This is a genomic window from Rhodococcus sp. 11-3 (assembly GCF_023704055.1).
In the GTDB taxonomy this organism is placed as follows: domain Bacteria; phylum Actinomycetota; class Actinomycetes; order Mycobacteriales; family Mycobacteriaceae; genus Rhodococcus; species Rhodococcus aetherivorans.
On record NZ_CP080406.1, the window covers coordinates 5,890,327 to 5,912,250 of the forward strand.

A 21,924-nucleotide genomic window follows, 5' to 3' on the forward strand; every position below is an offset into this window, starting at 1 on the left:
GTTCCTTCCACTCGACTGCGGAACCTTCCCCGCCACGACCGATCGCTCGGTCGGTAAGCGGTCTGTTAGTTAGTGTCCTGGGCCACACAAGCGCCTGTCAAATCGGGCACACCACACTCGCGCCGTCCTCGTCGACGGCCTGGCCTGGGCATTCCCGGAGTGGGAGAATCGGAGATCGACCGGCTCCCGGCGCACGATGCGACGAGCGGTCGGAAATCGTCGGTGGGCGGTCGAGGACCGCACGTCGGTGCGAGCGGACACGTCTGACGGAAGGCCGAGACGATGGACGACCTGGAGACCCGGCACGCGCAGGTCCTGCTCGAATGGGACGACGGGCGCGCCGGCTACGGCCCCGGCGCGACGGTGCGCATCGGCCGCGACCGATCGATGGACGTCACCCTCGACCACCCGGTGGTCTCCCGCGAACACGCGTTCCTGCACTGGGACGACGGGTGGTATCTCGTCGACTCCGGCAGCAAGAACGGGCTTTTCGTCGACGGCCGCCGGGTGGAGCGGGTCCGGGTCACCGGGACCGTCGTCGCCCGGCTCGGCGACCGGGCCGAGGGACCCGACCTCCGGATCTCCGTCGCCGAACCCGAGGCGACCCGCGAACGCAGATGGGGCCTGCTCGACCAGCTGACCGCGGTCCGCGCCGGCGACACCCGCGGACCGCTGCGCCGGCCCCGCCCCGCGCCCCGGCCCGGCGACGTGTCGATCGGCCGCGCCGCCGACAACGCCGTCGTCGTCCCCGACGTCCTGGCCTCCCGGCAGCACGCGGCCCTGCGCACCGGACCGTCCGGTCTCGAGATCGAGGACCTCGGCAGCGTCAACGGCACCTTCGTCGCCGGCACCCGGATCACCCGCGCCGCCCTCACCGAGGGCGACGTCGTGACGATCGGCAACACCGACCTCGTCGTCCGGAACGGCACCCTCGTCCCCCGGGAGAAGGTGGCGGCTCCCGCGACCGGTGGCCTGCGGGTCCGCGCCGTCGGGCTGACCATCGACGGGAATCGTCGACTGCTCCACGACGTCACCCTGGCCGCGCCGCCCGGCACGCTCACCGCCGTCATCGGCCCCTCCGGCGCCGGCAAATCCACCGTGGCCAAGATCGTGTCCGGCACCGGCAACCCCACCGACGGGGTCGTGGAGTTCGACGGCCACAGCGTGCACGCCGAATACCAGGCCCTGCGCTCCCGGATCGGTCTCGTCCCCCAGGACGACGTGCTCCACCGGCAACTCACCGTCCGCGAGGCCCTCGGCTACGCCGCCGAACTGCGGCTGCCGCCGGACACCACCCGCGCCGACCGCGACGAGGTGATCGCCCGGGTGCTCGCCGAGCTACAGCTCACCGAGCACGCCGGCACCCGCGTCGACCGCCTCTCCGGGGGCCAGCGCAAGCGCGCGTCGGTCGCCCTCGAACTGCTCACCGGGCCGTCGCTGCTGATCCTCGACGAACCCACCTCCGGCCTCGACCCGGCGCTCGACCGGCAGATCATGACCACGCTGCGCCGCCTCGCCGACTCCGGCCGGGTCGTCCTCGTCATCACGCACTCGCTGTCCTACCTCGAACTGTGCGACCAGGTGCTGCTGCTCGCCCCCGGCGGCAAGACCGCCTACGTCGGGCCGCCCGGCGAGGTCGGCGCCGCCCTCGGCAGCACCGACTGGGCGGAGATCTTCGCCCGCGTCGCGGCCGAACCCGACGCGGTGCACGCCGAGCACCTCGCCCGCAGCGCGGCCGTCGACCATCCCCCCGCCGCCGCCCCCGGGCCGCTGGGCCGCCCCGCCCACACCTCCCGCCGCCGACAGCTGAGCACCGTCGCCCGGCGGCAGATGCGGCTGATCCGTGCCGACCGCGGCTACCTCGTCTTCCTGTCACTGCTGCCGTTCATCCTCGGCGGGCTGTCGATCCTGGTGCCCGGCAGCGACGGATTCGGCCCACCGAGCCCGGGGGCGGAGCCCGGCGAGCTGGCGTTCATCCTCATCCTGCTGATCCTCGGCGCCTGCTTCATGGGCTCGTCGCTCACCGTCCGGGACCTCGTCGGCGAACGGATGATCTACCACCGCGAACGCGCCGCCGGGCTCGCGCCCTCGGCGTACCTGATCGCGAAGATCGTGGTGTTCTGCGCCGCCGCGATCGTGCAGTCGCTCGTGCTGGTCCTCGTCGTCCTCGTCGGCAAGGGCACCCCCGGGCCCGGCAGCGTGATCCCCTCCGGCAGCGTCGAACTCGTCGTCGACATCGCGCTGACCACGTGCGCCTGCGTGGTGGTCGGCCTGGCCCTGTCGGCCGTCGCCCGGTCCGGCGAACAGGTGATGCCGCTGCTCGTCGTGACGGTCATGGTGCAACTCGTGCTCAGCGGCGGCCTGATTCCCATCACCGGGCGCGCCGTGCTCGCCCAGCTGTCGTGGCTGTCGCCGTCGCGCTGGGGCTATGCCGCGACCGCCTCGACCGTCGACCTGCGTGCCAAGGACCCGACCGCCGAGGCCGACGTGCTGTGGCAGCACGCCCCGTCGTGGTGGCTGCTCTCCACCGGGATGCTGCTCCTCCTCGGCATCGTCTACGCCACGTTCACCTACACCCGGTTGCGGCTGCGCGCCCGGTGAGCGCGATGCCGATGTCTCACACGAGGACGAGCGCGACGGCGACCGCGATGTCGAGGACGGCGCAGAACTCGGCGAAGGAACGGTCCACGGTGACCCGGAGCCGATGGTGGACGAGATCCCACACGCCGTGCAGGAACCATCCGGCCGCGACGATGTACCGGGCTACGTCCGGATCGACGGCGAGCGCGACCAGGCCGAGCGCCCCGAAGGCGACCATGCCGGCCGCCTGGACGAGGAAACGGCGGTCGCGCAGCCGGCCGCGCACCGCGCCCACGACGACCACGACCGCCACCGCGGCGCCGATCAGCACCGTCGACGGCACGACGTCCAGCGCCCGCACCACGAACCACGCCGTGTAGGAGGCCGGGAACACCACCCACACCGCACGCGGGCGGTCGAGCACGGCCGTGACGAGATACAGGAACGGCAGCAGCATCATCATCTCGGTGAGGATCTCGACGCTCGCCTCGGCGGGCGTGCCGATCAGAGCGAACGCAAGAGCCGCCACCGTCGGCCAGCGCTGCGCCAGGAAGGCCGGCCCGGCCGAGCGGCGCGATGCGGGGCGGGCCGTGCTCACGGCCGTCGTGGTGTCCATGAGGTCTCCCGGGGGCAGTGGTGGGGGATGCCTCCACGATCGGCGGCCGGGGCCGGCCGGGCGAGACCCGGGCGCCGGACAGGTCCGGAAATTTGGGATCCCTGTCCGCCGGACACGTCGCGTCCGGGCCCGGCCCCGGTTACGGTCGACGGTGTGGACGAACGACTCGTGGTGGTCGTCGGCTACGACCGGGCGGAGCTGCTCGACATCGCCTGCGTGACGACCACGTTCGCGGCGGCGAACCGGTTCGGCGCGGTCCCGGCGTACCGGGTCGAGCTGGCCACCCCCGGCGGGGCCGCGATCACCTGCGACACCGGGCTCGTGCTGGCCGGACAGCGACGGCTCGAGCGGCTCGTCGGAACGCTCGACACCCTCGTGGTCTCCGGTGGCTTCGGGCACATCGACATGGCCGACGACGCCCGGTTCGTCGGCCACGTGCGCCGCCTGGCGCGGGACAGCCGCCGGGTGGCGTCCGTGTGCACGGGCGCCTCCGTCCTCGCGGCCGCCGGTCTGCTCGACGGCCGTCGCGCCACCACCCACTGGGCGTTCGCCGATCGGCTCGCCGCGCGGTATCCGCAGGTGCAGGTGGATCCGTTGCCGATCTTCGTGCGCGACGGGCACGTCGCCACCGCCGCCGGCGTCACCAGCGCCCTGGACCTCGCCCTCGCGTTCGTCGAGGAGGACCACGGCCCCGACATGGCCCGCCGGGTCTCCCGGGCCCTCGTCACCTACCTGCAGCGGCCGGGCAACCAGGCGCAGATGAGCATGTTCACCACGGCCCCCGAACCGAAGGACCGCGGGATGCGGCGCCTCGTCGACCACATCACCACCCACCTCGACGGCGATCTGTCGGCCGCCGCGCTCGCCGCGCGCGCCGGGATGAGCGAACGGCACCTCACCCGGATGTTCCTGCACCACCTGCACGACACACCCGCCCGCTACGTCCGCCGGGTTCGGCTCGAGTCCGCCGCCGTCCTGCTCACCACCACGTCGCTACCGGTCACGGCGGTCGCGGCGCGCTGCGGCTTCGGCACGGCCGAGACGCTGCGGCAGGCGTTCACCCGTCGCTACGGGGCGTCACCGGCGGCGTTCCGCGCCGGTCACTCGCGTACCGCGGCCCGGCACACCGGGGCCGGCTGAGCGGGTCTCAGGACAGGTACTCGGGGTCCGGGCAGGTCTTGTGCGACCAGTCCGACCCGAGGCGGCCCTGGTGCGAGTCCTCGGGGCACTCGCCGCTGCGCTCGCCCGCGCGCGCCAGGGACACCACGACGGATTTCGAGGTAGGGCAATTGCTCTGGCGTGCAGTCGAATCCAGCGGTACCAGCTCGTTGGTCTCGGGATAGTAGGCGGCCGCCGAGCCGCGCGGCGTGTCGTACTCGACAATCCGGAACGACCGCGCGCACCGGACCCGCTCGTCGCCGTCCCACCGGGTGAACAGGTCGACCAGGTCGCCGTCGTCGAAGCCGAGGGCGGCGATGTCGTCGCGGTGCAGGAAGATCACCCGCCGCCCGCCCTCGATGCCGCGGTACCGGTCGCTCAGCCCGTAGACGGTGGTGTTGAACTGGTCGTGGCTCCGCAGGGTCTGCAGGATCACGTGCCCCGCGGGCACCTGCAGCACGTCGATCGGGGAGACCGCGAACTCGGCCCGCCCGGAGGCGGTGTGGAAGGAGCGCGAATCGCGCGGCGGATGCGGCAGGACGAAGCCGCCCGGCCGCCGCACGTTCACGTCGTAGCTCTCGCACCCGGGCACCACCCGCGAGATCAGGCCGCGGACGACGCCGTAGTCGTCGCGCATCGCCTTCCAGTCGAGGCCGTACCGGTCCCCCAGCGTGGCCTCGGCGATCCGGGAGACGATCTCGACCTCGGACTTCAGGTGCGCGCTCGCCGGCGGCAACGGTCCGCGGGACGCGTGGACCGAGCACGTGGAGTCCTCGACCGTCACGAACTGCGGGCCCGACGCCTGCACGTCCTGCTCGGTGCGGCCCTTGGCCGGCAGGATCAGCGCCGTCTCCCCGCACACGAGATGCGACCGGTTGATCTTGGTGGAGACCTGCACCGTCATCCGGGCCCTGCGCATCGCCGCCGCGGTGACGTGGGTGTCCGGCGCGGCCTGCACGAAGTTGCCCCCGAGCCCCATGAAGAAGCGGGCCCGGTCGTCGCGCAGGGCCCGGATGGAGTCGACGGTGTCGAAGCCGTTCTCGCGCGGCGGATCGAAGCCGAACTCCCGTTGCAGCGCATCGAGGAAGTGGGCAGGCGGCCGCTCCCAGATACCCATGGTGCGGTCGCCCTGCACGTTCGAATGCCCGCGCACGGGGAACAGACCCGCGCCCCGCTTGCCGATGTTGCCCTGCGCGAGGGCCAGGTTGGTGACCTCCTTGATGGTGGCCACCGCGTTGCGGTGCTGGGTCAGGCCCATCGCCCAGCAGAACACCGTCGCGCGCGAGTCGCGCAGCAGCGTCGCCGCCTCGGTGATCTGCTCCCGCGACAGCCCCGTGGCGGTGGTGACGACGTCCCAGTCGACGCCGGCGACGTGGTGGCGCCACTGCTCGAAACCGTGGGTGTGCCGTTCGATGAACTCGTGGTCGAGCGCGTCCCATTCCACGAGCAGCGAACCGAACGCCTGCAGCAGCGCGAGGTCGCCGTTCAGCGCGATCGGCAGGTGCAGGTCCGACAGGTCGGTGCCGCGGCCGACGACCCCGCGTGGGGTCTGCGGATTGCGGAAGTTGACCAGGCCCGCCTCGCGCAGCGGGTTGATCGACAGGATCGTGGCGCCGTTGCGTTTCGCCTTCTCGAGGGCGGTCAGCATGCGCGGATGGTTCGTCCCCGGATTCTGGCCCTGCAGGACGATGAGCTCCGCGTGGTACACGTCGTCGAGCGTGACGCTCGCCTTGCCGATGCCGATCGACTCCTGCAGCGCGATGCTGGTGGACTCGTGGCACATGTTGGAGCAGTCGGGCAGGTTGTTCGTGCCGAAGGCCCGGGCGAACAGCTGGTAGGCGAATGCCACCTCGTTCGAGGCGCGCCCGGAGGTGTAGAAGATCGCCTCGTCGGGGCTGTCGAGCGCCTCGAGTTCCGCACCGATCAGGGCGAACGCCTCGTCCCAGTCGATCGGCTCGTAGTGGGTGGCGCCGGGCCGCTTGATCATCGGATACGTGATGCGGCCCTGCCGGCCGAGCCAGTGCTCGCTGTGCGAATCCAGGTCGGCGATGCTGTGTGCGGCGAAGAACTCGGGAGTGGCACGGCGCCGGGTCGCCTCCTCCGCCACCGCCTTCGCACCGTTCTCGCAGAACTCGGCGACCGATCGATGTCCCGGGTCCGGATCGGGCCACGCACAGCTCATGCAGTCGAAGCCCTCGGCCTGGTTCAGCCGCAACAGCGTCTGCGCCGTCCGGATCGGTCCCATCCGTTCGAGGGACCGCTTCAGCGACACCGCCACCGCGGTCGGGCCCGCGGCGTGATCCTCGGCGTCGTCGACCTCGAGGTCGCGCTCGTCGTAGTCCCGATCGTGTCTGCGCATCGCCGGCCCCTCGTCGTCCACACGGTGTCCGCGGTCGTCCACACCGTGTCCGCGCGCCCGGGTGCCCCGCGCACGCGTGTCGGTGCACTGCCTACCCGCGCGGCCCGCTCCCGAAACCGCGTTCACGAAGGTCGGCGGGCATCGCGGCAGCGTCGTACGGTGGCCCCATGAAGTGGTCGAAAGCCCTCGGAATCCCCGCCGCGGCGATGGCCGCGGTCGCCTCGTACGACCTGCTGCAGCGACGCCACGCGCTGCTGCGCAACTTCCCAGTCGTCGGGCACGGCCGCTACCTGCTCGAAGCGGTCGGTCCCGAGTTGCGGCAGTACATCACCACCGGCAACGACGAGGAGCGCCCCTTCACCCGCGATCAGCGTCGCTGGGTGTACGCGTCGTCGAAACTCGTGAACAACACCTTCGGTTTCGGCACCGACAACGACGTCGAATACACCGACGGTTACACGATCATCAAGCACCGCACGTTCTCCGAGACCCCGCCGTCGGCGGCGCCGCACGCCGGGGAGGAGCTGCGGATCCCGTCGGCGAAGATCCTCGGCGGGGCGCGCGGGCGGGCGAAGGCGTTCCGGCCGCAGTCGATCGTCAACATCTCGGCGATGAGCTTCGGCTCGCTGAGCGGGGCCGCCGTCTCGGCGCTCAACCGCGGTGCCGCCGCCAGCGGGTGCCTGCACAACACCGGCGAGGGCGGGCTGTCGCGCTACCACCGCAACGGGGCAGACCTGATCTTCCAGATCGGCACCGCGTACTTCGGCTGCCGCGACGAGGAGGGCCGGTTCGACCTGGCCCGGCTGAAGGCCGTCGTCGAGTCGGCGCCGGTGCGGGCGATCGAGATCAAACTGAGCCAGGGTGCCAAGCCCGGCCTCGGCGGCCTGCTGCCCGGAGCCAAGGTGACCCCCGAGATCGCCGAGATCCGCGGCATCCCGGAGGGCCGCGACTGTGTCAGCCCGTCGCGGCACACCACGTTCCACGACGTCGACAGCATGCTCGACTGGATCGAGCTGATCGCCCACGAGACCGGGTTGCCGGTCGGCATCAAGTCGGCGGTCGGCGACATGGCGTTCTGGCAGAACCTCGTCGACGCGATGTGCAACTCCGACCGCGGCGTCGACTTCGTGACGATCGACGGCGGCGAGGGTGGCACGGGCGCCGCGCCGCTCGTGTTCACGGACGCGGTCTCGCTGCCCTTCCGCAGCGGCTTCGCCCGGGTCTACAAGCTGTTCACGGAGGCGGGCCTCAGCGACGACGTGACGTTCATCGGCGCCGGCAAGCTCGGACTGCCCGACAACGCGGTGGTGGCGATGGCCCTGGGCTGCGACATGGTGAACATCGCGCGGGAGCCGATGCTCGCGATCGGCTGCATCCAGGCCCAGAAGTGCCACACCGACCGGTGTCCGACGGGCGTCGCCACCCAGAACCCGTGGCTCGAGCGGGGGCTCGACGTGGAGCTGAAGTCGGTGCGCGCCGCCAACTACATCCGGGCGCTGCGCCGGGACATCTTCAAGCTGGCCGAGGCGTGCGGCGTCGCGCATCCCGGTCTGATCACCCCGACCGACGTCGAGGTGGCGGACGGCAACCGCCGCGCGATCACGCTCGCGGAAATGTACGGCTACCAGCCCGGCTGGGGCCTGCCCGGCGCGTCGGACCGGGAAGAGATCACGCGGCTGATGCTCGGGGTCGCCGCGGCCGAGGGGGGCGAGGGCTCGCCCGGCGCGCGCACGGTGCCGTGACGCGGGTCGGGTCGCTGTCCAGAATCCGGACAGTTCGGGGCGCCGATCCCGCGTCACGCTGGAGCACGACCACTCGCGACACCGCGGAACCCGCCGGGAGGCAGATCGTGATCGACAAGATGTACGCCACGGTTCTCACCGTCGGCGGTGTCGTGTTCGCCGGCTGCCTGCTCCTCGGCGAGGCGATGGACGCGATGGGCGGCGGGGGCGGCGGTCGCGCCACCGGACTGCGCGCGCTTCCGGGCGACACCGCCGAACAGGCCGAGTGCCTCTGCTAGAGTCTGCCGCGTGTCCGCTACCGCCGTGCCTCGCGTCCGCCATGAACTGGCGCTGATCGCTGTCGGCGTGCGCGCGGTCGCCGACGTCGACTGTCGTCGCTGACTCCCGTCACCAACCCTTGCGGCATCGTTGCCGCCCCCGGTTGCCGAGGAGTCGCGTCGCCCCGTCCGGCGTGACATTCGTCGGCCCGACTCGTTCGGGTCCACGTCTCCACCACCTTCGTCCGTCCTGCGGAGCGTCTCCTCGAACCGGTGTGCCCGGGTCCTCCCCCGGTCTCGCACAGAGACACTCCTGCAGGAAAGGCATCACCTCATGAAGAGACGTTCGGGTCTGTTCGTCACCGCCCTCGCCGCCCTCGGCGCGACCGTGCTGACCGCGTGCTCCGGCGGATCCAGCGACACCGTGGGCGGAGGTGAGAGCAGCGGCGACGGCTCCGGCGGCACGATCAACCTGTACGCGTACGCCGTGCCGAAGCCCGGATTCGACAAGCTGATCCCCGCCTTCCAGGCCACCGAGGAGGGTGCGGACGTCGAGTTCCAGCAGTCCTACGGCGCCTCCGGCGATCAGTCCCGGAAGGTCAAGGACGGCGCCGAGGCGGACTTCGTCAACTTCTCCGTCGAGCCGGACATCACCCGTCTCGTCGACGCCGGGCTCGTCGAGGCCGATTGGAACTCCGGTCCGTACAACGGAATTCCCTTCGGTTCGGTGGTGACGATCGTGGTGCGCGAGGGCAACCCCAAGAACATCACCGACTGGGACGACCTGCTGCAGCCCGGCCTCGAGGTCGTCACGCCCAACCCGTTCAGTTCCGGCTCGGCCAAGTGGAACCTGCTCGCCCCCTACGCGGCGAAGAGCGACGGCGGCGCGAACCCGCAGGCGGGTCTGGACTACGTCACCACACTCGTGAACGAGCACGTCAAGATCCAGCCCAAGTCCGGTCGCGAGGCCACCGAGGCGTTCCTGCAGGGCTCCGGCGACGTGCTGCTCAGCTACGAGAACGAGGCGCTGTTCATCGAGCGCAACGGCGACCCTGTCGAGCACGTCACCCCGCCCACCACCTTCAAGATCGAGAATCCGGCTGCAGTGCTCACGAATTCGAAGAACGCCGAGAAGGCACGGGCGTTCGCGGACTTCCTCTACACCCCGCAGGCGCAGCGTCTGTGGGCGGAGGCGGGCTTCCGTCCCGTCGACCCCGCGGTGGCGGAGGAGTTCGCGGCCGACTTCCCGCAGCCGGCGAAGCTGTGGACGATCGCGGACCTGGGCGGCTGGAAGGCTGTCGACGAGCAGTTGTTCAAGGCCGAGACCGGCTCGATCGCCGTGATCTACGACAACGCCACGAAGTAGAGCCCGGACAGTGAGTATCACCGACAGCGCCACCGGGGTGGGATCGAGGCCGGCTCCCGCCCCGGCGACGCGCCGCCGCACTCCGCTGCGTGCAGCCACCGGCACGGTCGGACCGCTCGGCATCGGAGTGGCCGTGCTGTGGCTGTCCGTCATCGTTCTGTTGCCGCTCGCGGCGCTGGCCACCGAGGCGTTCGCCGACGGTCCGAGTGGCTTCTGGAACGCCGTCACCGCCCCGGCCGCGCTGGCGACGCTGCGGATCACCGTGGTCGTCTCCGCAATCGTCGCGGTCGTCAACGTGGTCATGGGCACCCTCATCGCGTGGGTACTGGTGCGCGACGAGTTCCCGGGCAAGAAGTTCGTCAATGCCCTGATCGACCTGCCCTTCGCGCTGCCCACCATCGTGGCGAGCATTGTGCTGCTGGCGCTGTACGGGCCGGAGAGCCCGATCGGTATCCATCTCAACGCCTCCCAGCCGGGGCTCGTCGTCGCGCTGGCATTCGTGACGCTGCCGTTCGTGGTGCGTTCGGTGCAGCCGGTGCTCCTCGAGGCGGACCGAGAGGTGGAAGAGGCCGCGGCGTCCCTCGGCGCGAACAACCTGACCATCTTCCGGTCCGTGGTACTGCCCGTGCTGACCCCGGCTGTCGTCAGCGGTGCCGGGCTCGCGTTCGCCCGTGCCCTCGGCGAATACGGATCGATCGTGCTCATCGGCGGCAACATCCCGTACGAGACCCAGGTGGCGTCGCAGTACATCCAGCAGCAGATCGAGATCGACCGCCCGGTGAACGCTGCCGCGGTGTCCGTGGCACTGCTGCTCATCGCCTTCGTCGTGCTGTTCGTGCTGCGCCTGGCAACGGGACGCAGCCTGCGCCGGGAGGAGGAGGACCGATGAAGGTCTCCCCGTGGACGCGAATCTCGCTGCGGACGATCGCACTCGGCTACCTGTTGGTCCTGTTGCTCGTTCCGATCGGGGTGATCCTCTACCGCACATTCGAGAACGGCGTGGGTGCGTTCCTCCAGTCGATCAGCACGCCCGCGGCGATCTCGGCGTTGAACCTGTCGCTGCTGATCGTCGCCATCGTGGTGCCCGTCAACGTCGTGTTCGGTGTCGTCGTCGCGCTTGCGCTCGTGCGCGGCCGGTTCCGCGGCCGCGGGCTGCTGCAAGCCGTGGTGGACCTGCCGTTCGCCGTCTCACCGATCGTCGTCGGTGTCGCCCTGATCATGCTGTGGGGTGCCGGCGGGTGGTTCGGAGGTGTCGAATCCCTCGGATTCAAGGTGATATTCGGGCTACCGGGCATGGTGATCGCCACGATCTTCGTCACCTTGCCGTTCGTCGTGCGCGAGGTCGAACCGGTGCTTCACGAGATCGGCCAGGAACAGGAGCAGGCCGCCGCGACACTCGGCGCGAACGGCTGGCAGACGTTCCGGCGCATCACCCTCCCCTCGATCCGGTGGGGCCTGACGTACGGCGTGGTCCTCACCGTCGCCCGCGCGCTCGGCGAGTTCGGGGCTGTCATCATGGTCTCGTCCGGCTTCCCCGGCGTGTCCCAGACCCTGACGTTGCTGGTGCACTCCCGCTACATCGACGACCACAACACCTTCGGCGCCTACTGCGCCGCGACCCTGCTCATGGCCATCGCCGTGATCGTGCTGCTGCTGATGACCCTGCTCGACCGCAAGAGGAGTACCAGATGATCACCGTCATGGGCGCACGAAAGAACTACGGCGACTTCGCGGCCCTCGACGACGTCGACATCGAGATCCCGTCCGGGTCGCTCACCGCGCTGCTCGGACCCTCGGGCTCCGGTAAGTCGACGCTGCTGCGGTCCATCGCCGGACTGGAAACCCTCGACGACGGCATCGTGCGCATCGGCGGCGACGACGTGACCGGCGTGACCCCGCAGAAGCGGGACATCGGTTTCGTCTTCCAGCACTACGCGGCGTTCAAGCACATGACCGTCCGCGAGAACGTCGCGTTCGGATTGAAGATCCGCAAGCGGCCCAAGACCGAAATCGGCCGCCGCGTCGACGAACTGCTCGGCATCGTCGGGCTCGACGGGTTCCAGCAACGCTATCCGGCACAGCTGTCCGGCGGCCAGCGCCAGCGCATGGCCCTGGCCCGCGCCCTCGCCGTCGATCCCAAGGTGCTGCTGCTCGACGAACCGTTCGGCGCGCTCGACGCCAAGGTGCGCGCCGACCTGCGCACGTGGCTGCGCCGCTTGCACGACGAGGTGCACGTGACCACCGTGCTGGTCACCCATGATCAGGAGGAGGCGCTCGACGTCGCCGACCGGATCGCCGTGATGAACCGGGGCCGCATCGAGCAGGTCGGAACCCCGCGGGACCTGTACGACCGGCCCGCGAACGACTTCGTGATGTCGTTCCTGGGCAATGTCTCCAGGCTCAACGGAAAGTTGGTGCGGCCGCACGACATCCGTCTCGGTCGCGAACCCGATCTCGCCCGCGCCCAGGACGCGGGCACCGCCGGGTCCGTGGGTGTCACCCGCGCGACGGTGGAGCGGGTCGTGCACCTCGGGTTCGAGGTCCGCGTCGAGCTGCGCAACGCCGCGACCGGTGAGGACTTCACCGCGCAGGTCACCCGCGGCGACGCACGCGCTCTCGGTCTCGCGCCCGGCGAGACCGTCTATGCGCGCGCGACCGAGGAACCGGCGCTGCCGGAGACGACGCGGGTGCCGATCGGCTAGAGCCACGCCCGCCCACCGGCGCCTCACTCGGCCGAATGTCACACAGGTTCAGTTGGATCGAACCCGTGTGACATTCGGCCATTCAGGCGTGCGGTATCACCCCGCGGACTGCTCGGGTCCTGCGGCGGGTTCGAATCACCCGGATCGGAATCCGTGACGAGCAGGACCCCGCCGGGCGACAGTGATGTCCACGCGCCCCGCCCGCTCGGTGTGCACGCCGATCACTCACCCGAGATCCGTGAAAGGTACTACCCGATGAACGCTTTCCCCGGTGGGTCGGCGTGAGCGCGCCGACCGGGATCCGTCCCGCGCCGGCGAGCACCGCCGAGCCCGACGACGCCGGGCTGGTCGTCGCCCCCGCCCGCCACCCGCTGCGCTGGCTGGTCGCCGCCCTCGCCCTCGTCCTGGTGGCGCAGTTCGTGCACGGCCTGGCTACCAACCCGGGCTGGGACTGGGCGACGTTCGCCCGGTACTTCACTGCACAGTCCGTGCTCTCGGCCCTGGTGGTGACCATCGAACTCACCGTGTGGGGAACGGTTCTCGGATTCGGGCTCGGCGTGCTGCTCGCCGTCGGCAGGCTGTCCAGGAATCCCGTCCTGCAGGTGATCTCCTGGGTGTACATCTGGGCGTTCCGATCCATCCCGCTCATCGTGCAGCTGCTGTTCTGGTTCAACATCGCGTACCTGTACCGAACGCTGTCGCTGGGTGTCCCGTTCGGACCGTCGTTCTTCGAGTTCGAGGTCACCGGCGTGATCTCCGGCTTCACCGCCGCGGTGATCGGCCTGGCCCTGCATCAGGCCGCCTACTCGGCGGAGATCATCCGCGCCGGCATCATCTCCGTGGACCACGGCCAGATCGAGGCGGCGCAGGCCCTGGGCATCCCTCGTCGCCGGCAGTTCTTCAAGATCGTTCTGCCGCAGGCCATGCGATCGATCCTGCCCAACGCCGCCAACGAGGTCATCAGCCTGTTCAAGGGCACCTCGATCGTCTCCACGATGGCGATCGCCGAGCTGTTCTATCAGGTGCAGGTCGTCTTCGGCCGCAACGGCCGGGTCGTGCCCCTGCTCATGGTGGCCACCGTCTGGTACATCGTGCTCACCACCGCGTTGTCGATCATCCAGTACTACGTGGAGCGGCACTACGCGCGCGGCTCGTCCCGCGTCCTCCCGCTCACCCCCTGGCAGAAGACCGTCGCCAAGTTCCGCGAGATCCGCGACTCGGGTATCGCCGCACCCCGGGGAGCCACCCGATGACCACGCCGGTCGATCCCACCCCGTACGCCGTCGACGTCCGGGGCGTGCACAAGTCGTTCGGATCCCTCGAGGTCCTCAGGGGTGTCGACCTGGAGGTCCGCAAGGGCGAGGTCACGGTGATCCTCGGCCCCTCCGGCTCCGGCAAGTCCACCCTGCTGCGCACCCTCAACCACCTCGAGAAGGTCGACCGCGGCACGGTTCGCATCGACGGCGAACTCGTCGGCTACCGCCGCCGGGGCAACAAGCTGCACGAGTTACGCGGGAGGGACATCCTCCGTCAACGGTCGCGCATCGGATTCGTGTTCCAGAACTTCAACCTCTTCCCGCACCTGACCGTGCTCGAGAACGTGATCGAGGCGCCGATCTCCGCGCAGCGCCGCGACCGCGCCGAGGTCGAGACGCTCGCCCGCGAACTGTTCGACCGGGTCGGCGTCGGCGACAAGATCCACGACTACCCCAAACAGCTGTCCGGTGGGCAGCAGCAGCGGGTCGCCATCGCCCGCGCCCTCGCGCTGCGCCCGGCCGTGATCCTGTTCGACGAGCCGACCTCCGCGCTCGACCCCGAACTGGTCGGCGAGGTGCTCGAGGTGATCCGCGACCTGGCCCGCGACGGTGCGACCCTGGTGATCGTCACCCACGAGATCGGCTTCGCGCGTGAGGTTGCCGACACCGTCGTGTTCATGGACGGCGGCGTCGTCGTCGAACAAGGTCCGCCCGCGCAGGTTCTCGACCGGCCCACCCAGGAACGCACCCGCGCCTTCCTGTCCAAAGTCCTCTGAAGTCCTCCCGAAAGGCAATGATGTCCGCGTTGACCCGACGCACGAGGCTGGTCGCCTCGGCCCTGACCGCCGTCGCCCTGCTGTCGGTCGCCGCCTGCGGCACCGACGAGCCCGACGCGGCCGGCGCCGCCGGCTACAACCTCACCGCCGACCAGAACCGCATCACCACCGACCCCGTACCCGAGATCGCGGCCAAGGTCCCGCAGTCCATCCGCGACCGCGGCACCCTCATCGTCACGGGGTCCGCCGGCACCGCACCCCCGCTGCGGTTCTACGCCGACGACGACAAGACCATCATCGGCTCCGAGACCGACTTCGCACATCTCCTCGGCGACGTTCTCGACCTCGACGTCGAGCTCACCGCCGCGGACTGGGCGCAGAACTTCGTGCGCGTCGACTCCGGTGAGGCGGACGTGTTCATCTCCAATGTCACCGTCACGGAGGAACGCAAGGAGAAGTACGACTTCTCCACCTACCGCCTCGACAACCTCGCCTTCGAGGTGAGGAAGGACAGCGGGATCGAGGTGCAGGACCCGAGGGATGTCGCGGGTCTGAAGGTCGGCGTGAGCTCCGGCACCAACCAGGAGGCGCTGCTCGTCGAGTGGAACGAGCAGAACGTCGCCGCGGGCCTCGAGCCCACCGAAATCCTCTACTTCCAGAACGCCACCGACTACTACCTCGCGCTCGGCTCCGGCCGCATCGACGCCTACTTCGGGCCCAATCCGTCCGCGTCGTTCCACGTCATCCAGGCCGGTGAGACCGAGATCGCCGGCACGTTCTCCGGCGCGGGCCCGGACCTGCAGGGCGAAATCGCGGTCCTGACCAAGAAGGACAACGGCCTGATCGAGGCGATCAACGCGGCGCTCAACCACGTCATCGAGAACGGCACCTACCAGCAGGTGCTCGACCGATGGGGTATCGCGAACGAGGCGGTCGAGACGTCGGTGATCAATCCTCCGGGCCTGCCGAAGAAGCAGTAACCGGACGACAGCCAGGGAGGGACAGCAATGAGCCGGGTGGAGCCCCGGGCCGACGTCGTGATCGTCGGGGGTGGCGTCATCGGATCGGCGGCGGCGTGGCGTCTGGCCACCCGCGGGAAGTCGGTGACCCTGCTCGAGCAGTTCGAGCCGGGTCATCGCCGCGGCGCCTCGCACGGCAGTTCCCGCATCTACCGGCAGGCCTACGACGGCGAGTTCTACACGGCGCTCGCCGGCCGTGCCCTGCCGCTCTGGCGGCACCTGCAGGACACCACGGGCACGGAGGTACTGACCCTCACCGGCGCGGTCGACCACGGACTGCCCGCCGTCGTCGAGTCGCGTGCCCGGTCGCTGGCCACCCTCGGCCTCCGGCACGAGGTCCTCGAGCCGTGCTCCGCGGAAACTCGTTGGCCCGGGATACGGTTCGACACGGCCGTCGTGCATCATCCGGAGGCGGGCCGGCTGCACGCCGACCGCGCGGTCGCCGCGTTCCAGGAGGCCGCGGCGCAGGCCGGGGCCGACGTGCGGCACGGGACCGTGGTCGAAAGCCTGCACAGCCACGGACATGGCGTCGACGTGGTCACCCCGGACGCGGTGGTGCGCGGCCGGCATGTCGTCGTCGCGGCCGGCGCATGGTCGCACCGGTTGCTCACCCGGACTTCGGATCCGGCGCCCCGCCTCCCGGCGATGCGCACGACGCAGGAGCAGCCCGCGCACTTCGTTCCCGTCACGGGGCCCGACTGGCCGAGCTTCGTCCATCACCCCGGCGCGTTGCTCACGACAGCCGGCATCTACGGGCTCGGCTCCGAGGACGGCATCAAGATCGGCGAGCACGGCACCGGACCCGAAGTGACGCCCGAGACGAGAACCTTCCGGGCCGACCCCGCCGGCGTCGCGCGGCTCGCCGCCTACGCTGCCCGGTGGCTGCCCGGCGTCGACCCGGGCAGCGCCGTGGCCGACACCTGCCTGTACACCAGCACACCCGACAGCAACTTCGTCGTGGACCGCATCGGCGCCGTCGTCGTGGCCGCGGGCTTCTCCGGGCACGGCTTCAAGTTCGCTCCCGCGATCGGCGAGCTGATCGCAGGGCTCGTCGAGGGCACGGCCGTCGCGCCGGAGCCGTTCCGGTTCGGCACCCGCGAGGCGGTGACCGCGCGATGACCACCGCCCGCCGCATCCAGGTCTGCCCCGTGCGGCAGGACGACCCACTGGCCGCCCCGCTGCTCGCCGAACTCGCCGTCGAGTACAGCACCCGCTACGAACGTCCGCTCGACGAGCAGATCCACACCCTCACCACCCACCCGGCCGACGAGTTCGCCGAACCCGACGGGACGTTGCTGGTGCTCGTCGAGGACGGAGAACCCGTCGCCGGTGGCGCGTTCCGCCGTTACGACGCGACCACCGCAGAGCTCAAGCGCATCTGGACGTCGAAGGCGCACCGCCGCCGCGGACTCGGCAGACTCGTGCTGGAGGAACTCGAGGCCGAGGCGGCCCGGAGGGGGTACGCCCGCATCTACCTGACCACCGGGTGGCGTCAACCCGAGGCGGTCGCGCTGTACCTGGCCGCGGGATACACCGCCCTGTTCGATCCCGGCCGACCGGCCGAGGAGATCGGGCCGCACCCCTTCGAGAAGACGCTGATCCGGTTGCGGACGGACTGAACCGCGCCGAGCGGCTCGAAGCAGTGCACGAATCGGACATCCACAGCCGTCGCGACGCGTGCGGACGTCCGATTCTCATGTGGACTCTCCGCCGCCACGATCCTCCCGAAGACCCCCCACCAGGCCGCGGCGGCTTCCTGGATCGCTCCCACCGGTACGAGCGCGCGGAGGAGAACCTGACGCTCATCCGTCAACTCTGGGATTCGTGGCGTAGCGACGACATCGTCGCCGACAAGGCCGGCGGCCGGTTCCTGCGTCGACCCGACGCCGGCGCCTTCGAACACCACGGCAACCACTTCGACGTGCACGGCAGGTTCACGGTTCCGCGCAGCCCCCAGGGACGCCCGGTGATCCTCCAGGCCGGGGTGTCCCCGCAGGGCCGGGACTTCGCTGCCGCGAACGCCGACGCCATCTTCTCCCCGTACGGGAAGCTGCCCGAGGCCACGGAGTTCTACCGAGATGTCAAGGCCCGGGCGATCGCTGCCGGCCGCTCCGCCGACGACATCAAGATCCTGCCGTCGGCGAGCTTCGTGATCGGTGACACCGAGGCCGAGGCCGTCGAGAAGTACCACGCGATCCGTAACCAGCAGGTCACCGGGCAGACCGCCCTGATCCTGCTCGAGCAGATCTGGAATCGGGATCTGTCCGAATACGATCCGGAGGGCCCGCTGCCGGACATCGATCCCGACCCCGACGCCGAGCCGATCATCCAGGGACGGGCGTTCGTCCACCAGGACCGGTTCGAGACCGTCGCACGGCTCCGCGCGATCGCGGAGGAGAAGAAGCTGACGCTGCGAGAGGTCGTGATCGACCAGTTCGAGCGCGGACCCCTCGTCGGTACCGCGGCACGGATCGCCGAGCAGATCGACGCCTTCGTGCAGAACGACGGCTCGGACGGGTTCATCCTCGGTTCGCACCTCGTGCCTTGGGGGCTCGACGATTTCGTCGACGAGGTGGTGCCCCTGCTGCAGGACCGTGGTGTCCTCCGCGCCGAGTACACCGGAACCACGCTGCGGCACAACCTCGGGCTGCGGGTGCCGGCCGATCCGGTGGCGGTCGGCGGTTAACCCACCTCCCGCGTGACACTCACCGATCGGGCGCAGACGCCCCGGCAGACGACGTCGGTGGTGCCGGTCTGTGCGGCCGCCGGCTTCACCACCCTGCTCGATTCGTCGGTGCTGAACATCGGCCTTCCCGCCTTGCGGACCGGTCTCGACGCGGGCGTTTCGCAGGTGCAGTGGATCCTGGCCGCATACTCGCTGAGCTTCGGTCTTGCGCTGGTCCCGGCAGGCCGGCTCGGCGATGTGGCCGGCCGGCGGCGGCTGTTCCTCGCGGGCATGACCCTCTTCGCGGTCATGGGGGTGTGCGGAGCTGTCGCGTCCGACCCCTGGACGGTCGTCGCCGCACGGGCCGGTCAGGGGGTCGGGGCGGGCCTGATCAGCGCGCAGGTGCTCGGGATCCTGGCCGAGAACTACACCGGCCCGGCGCGCGCCCGGGCCCTGGCCGCCTACAGCACGGCCGGAGGCCTCGCCGGGCTGTGCGGTCCGCTCGTCGGTGGGCTGGTGCTCGGCGCTGCACCCGGGGACTACGGGTGGCGTGTTCTGCTGATTCTCAACGTGCCGTGCGCACTCGTCACACTCGTGCTCGCGGCCCGCCGCCTGCCCCCGGATCGGGGACGACCGTCGGCCCGCAGCGGGGTCGATGCCGGGGGCCTCGCGCTGCTCGCGGCGGCCACGACGCTGGTGATGGTGCCCGTGGTCTCCGAACCGGGTCCGGTGGGTGCGGTGTTCGCCGTCGGGGGAGCGGCGGTCTCACTCGCCACCTTCCTGTGGTGGGAACGCCGTGTCGCCGTGCGCGGCGGCAAGCCCGTGCTGCTTCCCGAACTGACCGGATCCGGCGGATACATCCTCGGCACCTTGGTCGCACTGTTCTGGTTCGGCGCGGTGCTGTCCCTGAACACCGTCGTGAGCCTGTACCTCATCGAGGGGCGCGGCTATGCCGCGGTCCAGGCCGCCGCCGTGCTGTCCGCCGCCGCCGCGGCGATGGCCGTCGCCTCGGCCGTGGGGTGGCGGGTCGTCGCGCGATACGGCCGGGTGACGGTCGTCGTGGCGGTGGCGGCCGAGATCGCCGTCGTCGGTGGCTACGCCGCCGCTGTGCGGCACGACGCCACGATGCCGGTGTTCGTGGCGCTGGCCGCTCTGTCGGGCCTCTCGGGTGGATTCGTGGATGCACCCAACCGGGCGCTGACGCTCGAGTCGTCCCCGGCGGGTGGTCACGGTGTCGCGGCCGGGTTCCTGCAACTGTCACAGCGGTTGTCCGCGACGGTCGCCCTCGCCGCGGTGTCCGGCCTGTATCTGTCGGCGCTGGCGACGGACGGGGACGACTTCGCCGGTGCCGCGTCGGCCGGCCTCGCGGTGTGCGCCGCCATGCTCGCGATGTCGCTGCTCTGTGCGCTCGCCGACCGGCGTCGTCGTGCCGGCGCCGGGTTTCGATCACGGTGAGCGAAAGGGTTCTCCGAACTCGTTCGCAACGCGTACGGTCACCGGGAACCATCCAGAGCGACCGAGAGACCCGGCTCGACGACGTCGCAGCAACCCCCTGCCGCAGGTGAGGGTGCTACCGCCGGGAACGATGGAGGAGAAGGCATGGCAGGCGAGGGGTTCGTGGGCGCGTGGGCGCGCCTGCACGTCGACCTGTGCCGTCAGTGCTCGGGCATCTGTCGCCCCCGATCCTGTCGCGCCTGAGCGGCGCAACCCAGTCGAAGAACTACGACCGTCTGCCCGGCCGGTGGCATCGCGAAGCGCGGTGCCATCGGCGCCTCACGAGATCATGGAGTTCCCCGGTGCCTGTTCCGTTCACCTCTGCCGCCCGACGTCGCGCCGTCGCGGGCGCCACCGCCGCAATCCTCGCCGGTGGGCTCGCCGCGTGCGGCGCCGACACGGCGGGCACCTCCTCCGGTGGCGGCACCCCGCAGCCCGGCGGCACCCTGCGCTACGGCCTGTCCCAGGCCCCCACGTGTGCCGATCCCGCGCAGGCCGGCAGCAACCAGACCATCTACGTCGCCCGTCAGATCGTCGACTCGCTCACCGATCAGGACCCCGGGACCGGTGAACTGAAGCCGTGGCTCGCCGAAAGCTGGGAGGTGAACGGGGACGCCTCGGCGTTCACGTTCCGGCTGAAGGACGGCGTGACATTCAGTGACGGCACCCCGTTCACCGCGGAGTCGGTGAAGAAGAACTTCGACGCGATCGTCCAGACCCTCACCGGCGCCAAGGCAGCGCTGGCGGCGAGCTACCTGTCGGGGTACACCGGCACCACGGTGCTCGATCCGCTCACTGCCCAGGTGTCCTTCGCCGGACCGAACGCGCAGTTCCTGCAGGCGTCGTCGACGCTGCAACTCGGCTTCCTGTCCGACAGGGACGTCGCGAAGTCCGCGGAGGAGCGCTGCGCCGGCGACCTGTCCGGCACCGGTCCCTTCGTCTACGAGGACTACCAGCAGGACAAGTCCGCCACGCTGGTCAAGCGCACCGGATATTCATGGGGATCCGACGTTTTCGCGCACGACGGCGAGGCCTACCTCGATCGCATCGAGTTCACGATCGTCCCGGAGTCCGGTGTACGCACCGGCAGCCTCGCATCCGGCCAGCTCGACGCGATCAGCGATGCGCTGCCGCAGGACGCTTCCCAGATCGAAGGCAGCGGCGGACGGATCCTCACCACGCCGAACCCGGGTGTCCCGTTCGGTTTCCAGCCGAACGTCACCCGTGGCGTCCTGACCGATCCGGCGGTGCGCGCCGCGATCGTGCCGGCCCTCGACCGCCAGGAACTCGTCGACACCGTCCTCGGCCCCGATTTCCGGCCCGCGACCAGCACCCTCGCCTCCCGCACCCCCGGCTACGCCGGACTTGACGACGTCACCTACGACCCGGCGAAGTCGAAGTCGATCCTCGACGCCGCCGGCTGGGTTCCCGGCCCGGACGGCATCCGCGTCAAGGACGGCAACCGCCTGTCCTTCTCGGTGCTGTTCAGTTCGGTGTTCGCCGGCAACCAGGCGATCCTCGAGCTCGTGCAGCAGCAGCTGCGCGAGGTCGGTATCGACCTGCAGCTCGACCTGGTCTCCACCCCGGAAGCCACTGCCCGGCAGGGCGCGAAGGACTTCGACGCCACCTACTACAACAGCACGCGCGCCGACGGCGACATCCTGCGCACCACGTTCGGACTCGACGGGCGCAACCTCAACAACCGCGGCCCGATCCCGGCGCTGGACGAGGTCCTGTCCGCGCAGCTGCGCACCACCGACCCGGCCGAACGCGGCGAGCTGATCGAGCAGGCACAGCAGCTCGTCCTCGACAACGGCCTGTGGCTGCCGACCGTGGAGCTGTCCCAGGCCATCGGTGCGGCGGGGGCGGTGCAGGACCTGAAGTTCGAGGCCTCCGCCCGGTTGCAGTTCTTCGACACCTGGCTGAGCGAGTAG

The 21,924-nt window shown here is 70.4% G+C and carries 19 protein-coding genes and 1 riboswitch; of the genes, 17 read left to right on the top strand and 2 right to left on the bottom strand.

The features are described from left to right. The first annotated feature begins 282 nt into the window (after window positions 1-282). Window positions 283-2,601, top strand: a complete 2,319-nt coding sequence (locus tag KZJ41_RS27255; RefSeq protein ID WP_251549910.1) for an FHA domain-containing protein — start codon at window positions 283-285, stop codon at window positions 2,599-2,601. Between the two features lie 16 nt (window positions 2,602-2,617). On the opposite strand, the gene KZJ41_RS27260 is transcribed toward KZJ41_RS27255, so the two are convergent. Then, on the bottom strand, window positions 2,618-3,196 hold the full coding sequence (locus KZJ41_RS27260) for a hypothetical protein (protein ID WP_029546661.1): 579 nt from the start codon (window positions 3,194-3,196) through the stop codon (window positions 2,618-2,620). 153 nt (window positions 3,197-3,349) lie between these two features. On the opposite strand from KZJ41_RS27260, the gene KZJ41_RS27265 reads away from it, so the two are divergent. Then, window positions 3,350-4,336 carry a GlxA family transcriptional regulator gene (locus tag KZJ41_RS27265; protein ID WP_006943609.1) on the top strand — a complete coding sequence of 329 codons (987 nt, stop codon included), beginning with the start codon at window positions 3,350-3,352 and terminating at the stop codon, window positions 4,334-4,336. 7 nt (window positions 4,337-4,343) lie between these two features. Here the strand turns inward: KZJ41_RS27265 and KZJ41_RS27270 are convergent, their stop codons facing one another. Continuing rightward, entirely contained in the window at window positions 4,344-6,713 is a 2,370-nt protein-coding gene (locus KZJ41_RS27270; RefSeq protein WP_251549913.1) for an FdhF/YdeP family oxidoreductase, read from the bottom strand. 167 nt (window positions 6,714-6,880) lie between these two features. Here KZJ41_RS27270 and KZJ41_RS27275 point away from each other — a divergent pair, with 167 nt between their 5' ends. From KZJ41_RS27275 to KZJ41_RS27340, 15 genes are all read left to right on the top strand, one after another. Next, window positions 6,881-8,455, top strand: a complete 1,575-nt coding sequence (locus KZJ41_RS27275) for an FMN-binding glutamate synthase family protein (protein ID WP_102800091.1) — start codon at window positions 6,881-6,883, stop codon at window positions 8,453-8,455. Between the two features lie 107 nt (window positions 8,456-8,562). Next, window positions 8,563-8,733, top strand: coding sequence for a hypothetical protein (locus tag KZJ41_RS27280; protein WP_155951821.1), 171 nt, complete (start codon window positions 8,563-8,565; stop codon window positions 8,731-8,733). A gap of 25 nt (window positions 8,734-8,758) precedes the next feature. Then, the gene (locus tag KZJ41_RS28640; RefSeq protein WP_368681482.1) at window positions 8,759-8,836 is read left to right on the top strand and encodes an Ms4533A family Cys-rich leader peptide; all 78 of its coding nucleotides are present in this window, start codon (window positions 8,759-8,761) and stop codon (window positions 8,834-8,836) included. A gap of 210 nt (window positions 8,837-9,046) precedes the next feature. Continuing rightward, window positions 9,047-10,078 carry a sulfate ABC transporter substrate-binding protein gene (locus KZJ41_RS27285; RefSeq protein WP_006943619.1) on the top strand — a complete coding sequence of 344 codons (1,032 nt, stop codon included), beginning with the start codon at window positions 9,047-9,049 and terminating at the stop codon, window positions 10,076-10,078. A gap of 10 nt (window positions 10,079-10,088) precedes the next feature. Further along, window positions 10,089-10,967 (top strand): sulfate ABC transporter permease subunit CysT, encoded by an 879-nt coding sequence (gene cysT / locus KZJ41_RS27290; RefSeq protein ID WP_373566454.1) that lies wholly within the window; start codon window positions 10,089-10,091, stop codon window positions 10,965-10,967. Beyond that, complete coding sequence (gene cysW, locus KZJ41_RS27295) at window positions 10,964-11,770, top strand: sulfate ABC transporter permease subunit CysW (RefSeq protein WP_010594194.1); 807 nt, start codon at window positions 10,964-10,966, stop codon at window positions 11,768-11,770. Before cysT ends, cysW begins: the two co-directional genes overlap by 4 nt. Next, window positions 11,767-12,780 carry a sulfate/molybdate ABC transporter ATP-binding protein gene (locus KZJ41_RS27300; protein WP_102800092.1) on the top strand — a complete coding sequence of 338 codons (1,014 nt, stop codon included), beginning with the start codon at window positions 11,767-11,769 and terminating at the stop codon, window positions 12,778-12,780. Before cysW ends, KZJ41_RS27300 begins: the two co-directional genes overlap by 4 nt. 281 nt (window positions 12,781-13,061) lie before the next feature. Next, on the top strand, window positions 13,062-14,033 hold the full coding sequence (locus tag KZJ41_RS27305; protein WP_251549915.1) for an amino acid ABC transporter permease: 972 nt from the start codon (window positions 13,062-13,064) through the stop codon (window positions 14,031-14,033). Continuing rightward, the gene (locus KZJ41_RS27310; protein ID WP_251549917.1) at window positions 14,030-14,812 is read left to right on the top strand and encodes an amino acid ABC transporter ATP-binding protein; all 783 of its coding nucleotides are present in this window, start codon (window positions 14,030-14,032) and stop codon (window positions 14,810-14,812) included. Before KZJ41_RS27305 ends, KZJ41_RS27310 begins: the two co-directional genes overlap by 4 nt. 20 nt (window positions 14,813-14,832) lie before the next feature. After that, window positions 14,833-15,792, top strand: coding sequence for an ABC transporter substrate-binding protein (locus KZJ41_RS27315; RefSeq protein ID WP_251551055.1), 960 nt, complete (start codon window positions 14,833-14,835; stop codon window positions 15,790-15,792). A 27-nt stretch (window positions 15,793-15,819) separates the two neighbouring features. Next, the gene (locus tag KZJ41_RS27320; protein WP_251549919.1) at window positions 15,820-16,950 is read left to right on the top strand and encodes an FAD-dependent oxidoreductase; all 1,131 of its coding nucleotides are present in this window, start codon (window positions 15,820-15,822) and stop codon (window positions 16,948-16,950) included. Then, window positions 16,947-17,450: a GNAT family N-acetyltransferase gene (locus tag KZJ41_RS27325; protein ID WP_029546671.1), complete on the top strand. Its 504-nt coding sequence runs from the start codon at window positions 16,947-16,949 to the stop codon at window positions 17,448-17,450. The genes KZJ41_RS27320 and KZJ41_RS27325 overlap by 4 nt, the downstream gene beginning before the upstream one ends. A 77-nt stretch (window positions 17,451-17,527) precedes the next feature. Then, window positions 17,528-18,517, top strand: a complete 990-nt coding sequence (locus KZJ41_RS27330; protein ID WP_251549921.1) for an LLM class flavin-dependent oxidoreductase — start codon at window positions 17,528-17,530, stop codon at window positions 18,515-18,517. Window positions 18,518-18,529: 12 nt separating this feature from the next. After that, window positions 18,530-19,951: an MFS transporter gene (locus KZJ41_RS27335; protein WP_251549926.1), complete on the top strand. Its 1,422-nt coding sequence runs from the start codon at window positions 18,530-18,532 to the stop codon at window positions 19,949-19,951. A 45-nt stretch (window positions 19,952-19,996) separates the two neighbouring features. Beyond that, a riboswitch (SAM riboswitch) is annotated at window positions 19,997-20,088 on the top strand. A 204-nt stretch (window positions 20,089-20,292) separates the two neighbouring features. Further along, on the top strand, window positions 20,293-21,924 hold the full coding sequence (locus KZJ41_RS27340; RefSeq protein WP_029546675.1) for an ABC transporter substrate-binding protein: 1,632 nt from the start codon (window positions 20,293-20,295) through the stop codon (window positions 21,922-21,924).

Excerpts from the sequence above, each read along its gene's own strand:
- KZJ41_RS27255 (WP_251549910.1), top strand. The coding sequence starts at position 283 with ATGGACGACCTGGAGACCCGGCACGCGCAGGTCCTGCTCGAATGGGAC.
- KZJ41_RS27260 (WP_029546661.1), bottom strand. The coding sequence starts at position 3,196 with ATGGACACCACGACGGCCGTGAGCACGGCCCGCCCCGCATCGCGCCGC.
- KZJ41_RS27270 (WP_251549913.1), bottom strand. The coding sequence starts at position 6,713 with ATGCGCAGACACGATCGGGACTACGACGAGCGCGACCTCGAGGTCGAC.
- KZJ41_RS27275 (WP_102800091.1), top strand. The coding sequence starts at position 6,881 with ATGAAGTGGTCGAAAGCCCTCGGAATCCCCGCCGCGGCGATGGCCGCG.
- KZJ41_RS27285 (WP_006943619.1), top strand. The coding sequence starts at position 9,047 with ATGAAGAGACGTTCGGGTCTGTTCGTCACCGCCCTCGCCGCCCTCGGC.
- cysW (WP_010594194.1), top strand. The coding sequence starts at position 10,964 with ATGAAGGTCTCCCCGTGGACGCGAATCTCGCTGCGGACGATCGCACTC.
- KZJ41_RS27300 (WP_102800092.1), top strand. The coding sequence starts at position 11,767 with ATGATCACCGTCATGGGCGCACGAAAGAACTACGGCGACTTCGCGGCC.
- KZJ41_RS27310 (WP_251549917.1), top strand. The coding sequence starts at position 14,030 with ATGACCACGCCGGTCGATCCCACCCCGTACGCCGTCGACGTCCGGGGC.
- KZJ41_RS27315 (WP_251551055.1), top strand. The coding sequence starts at position 14,833 with ATGTCCGCGTTGACCCGACGCACGAGGCTGGTCGCCTCGGCCCTGACC.
- KZJ41_RS27320 (WP_251549919.1), top strand. The coding sequence starts at position 15,820 with ATGAGCCGGGTGGAGCCCCGGGCCGACGTCGTGATCGTCGGGGGTGGC.
- KZJ41_RS27325 (WP_029546671.1), top strand. The coding sequence starts at position 16,947 with ATGACCACCGCCCGCCGCATCCAGGTCTGCCCCGTGCGGCAGGACGAC.
- KZJ41_RS27330 (WP_251549921.1), top strand. The coding sequence starts at position 17,528 with ATGTGGACTCTCCGCCGCCACGATCCTCCCGAAGACCCCCCACCAGGC.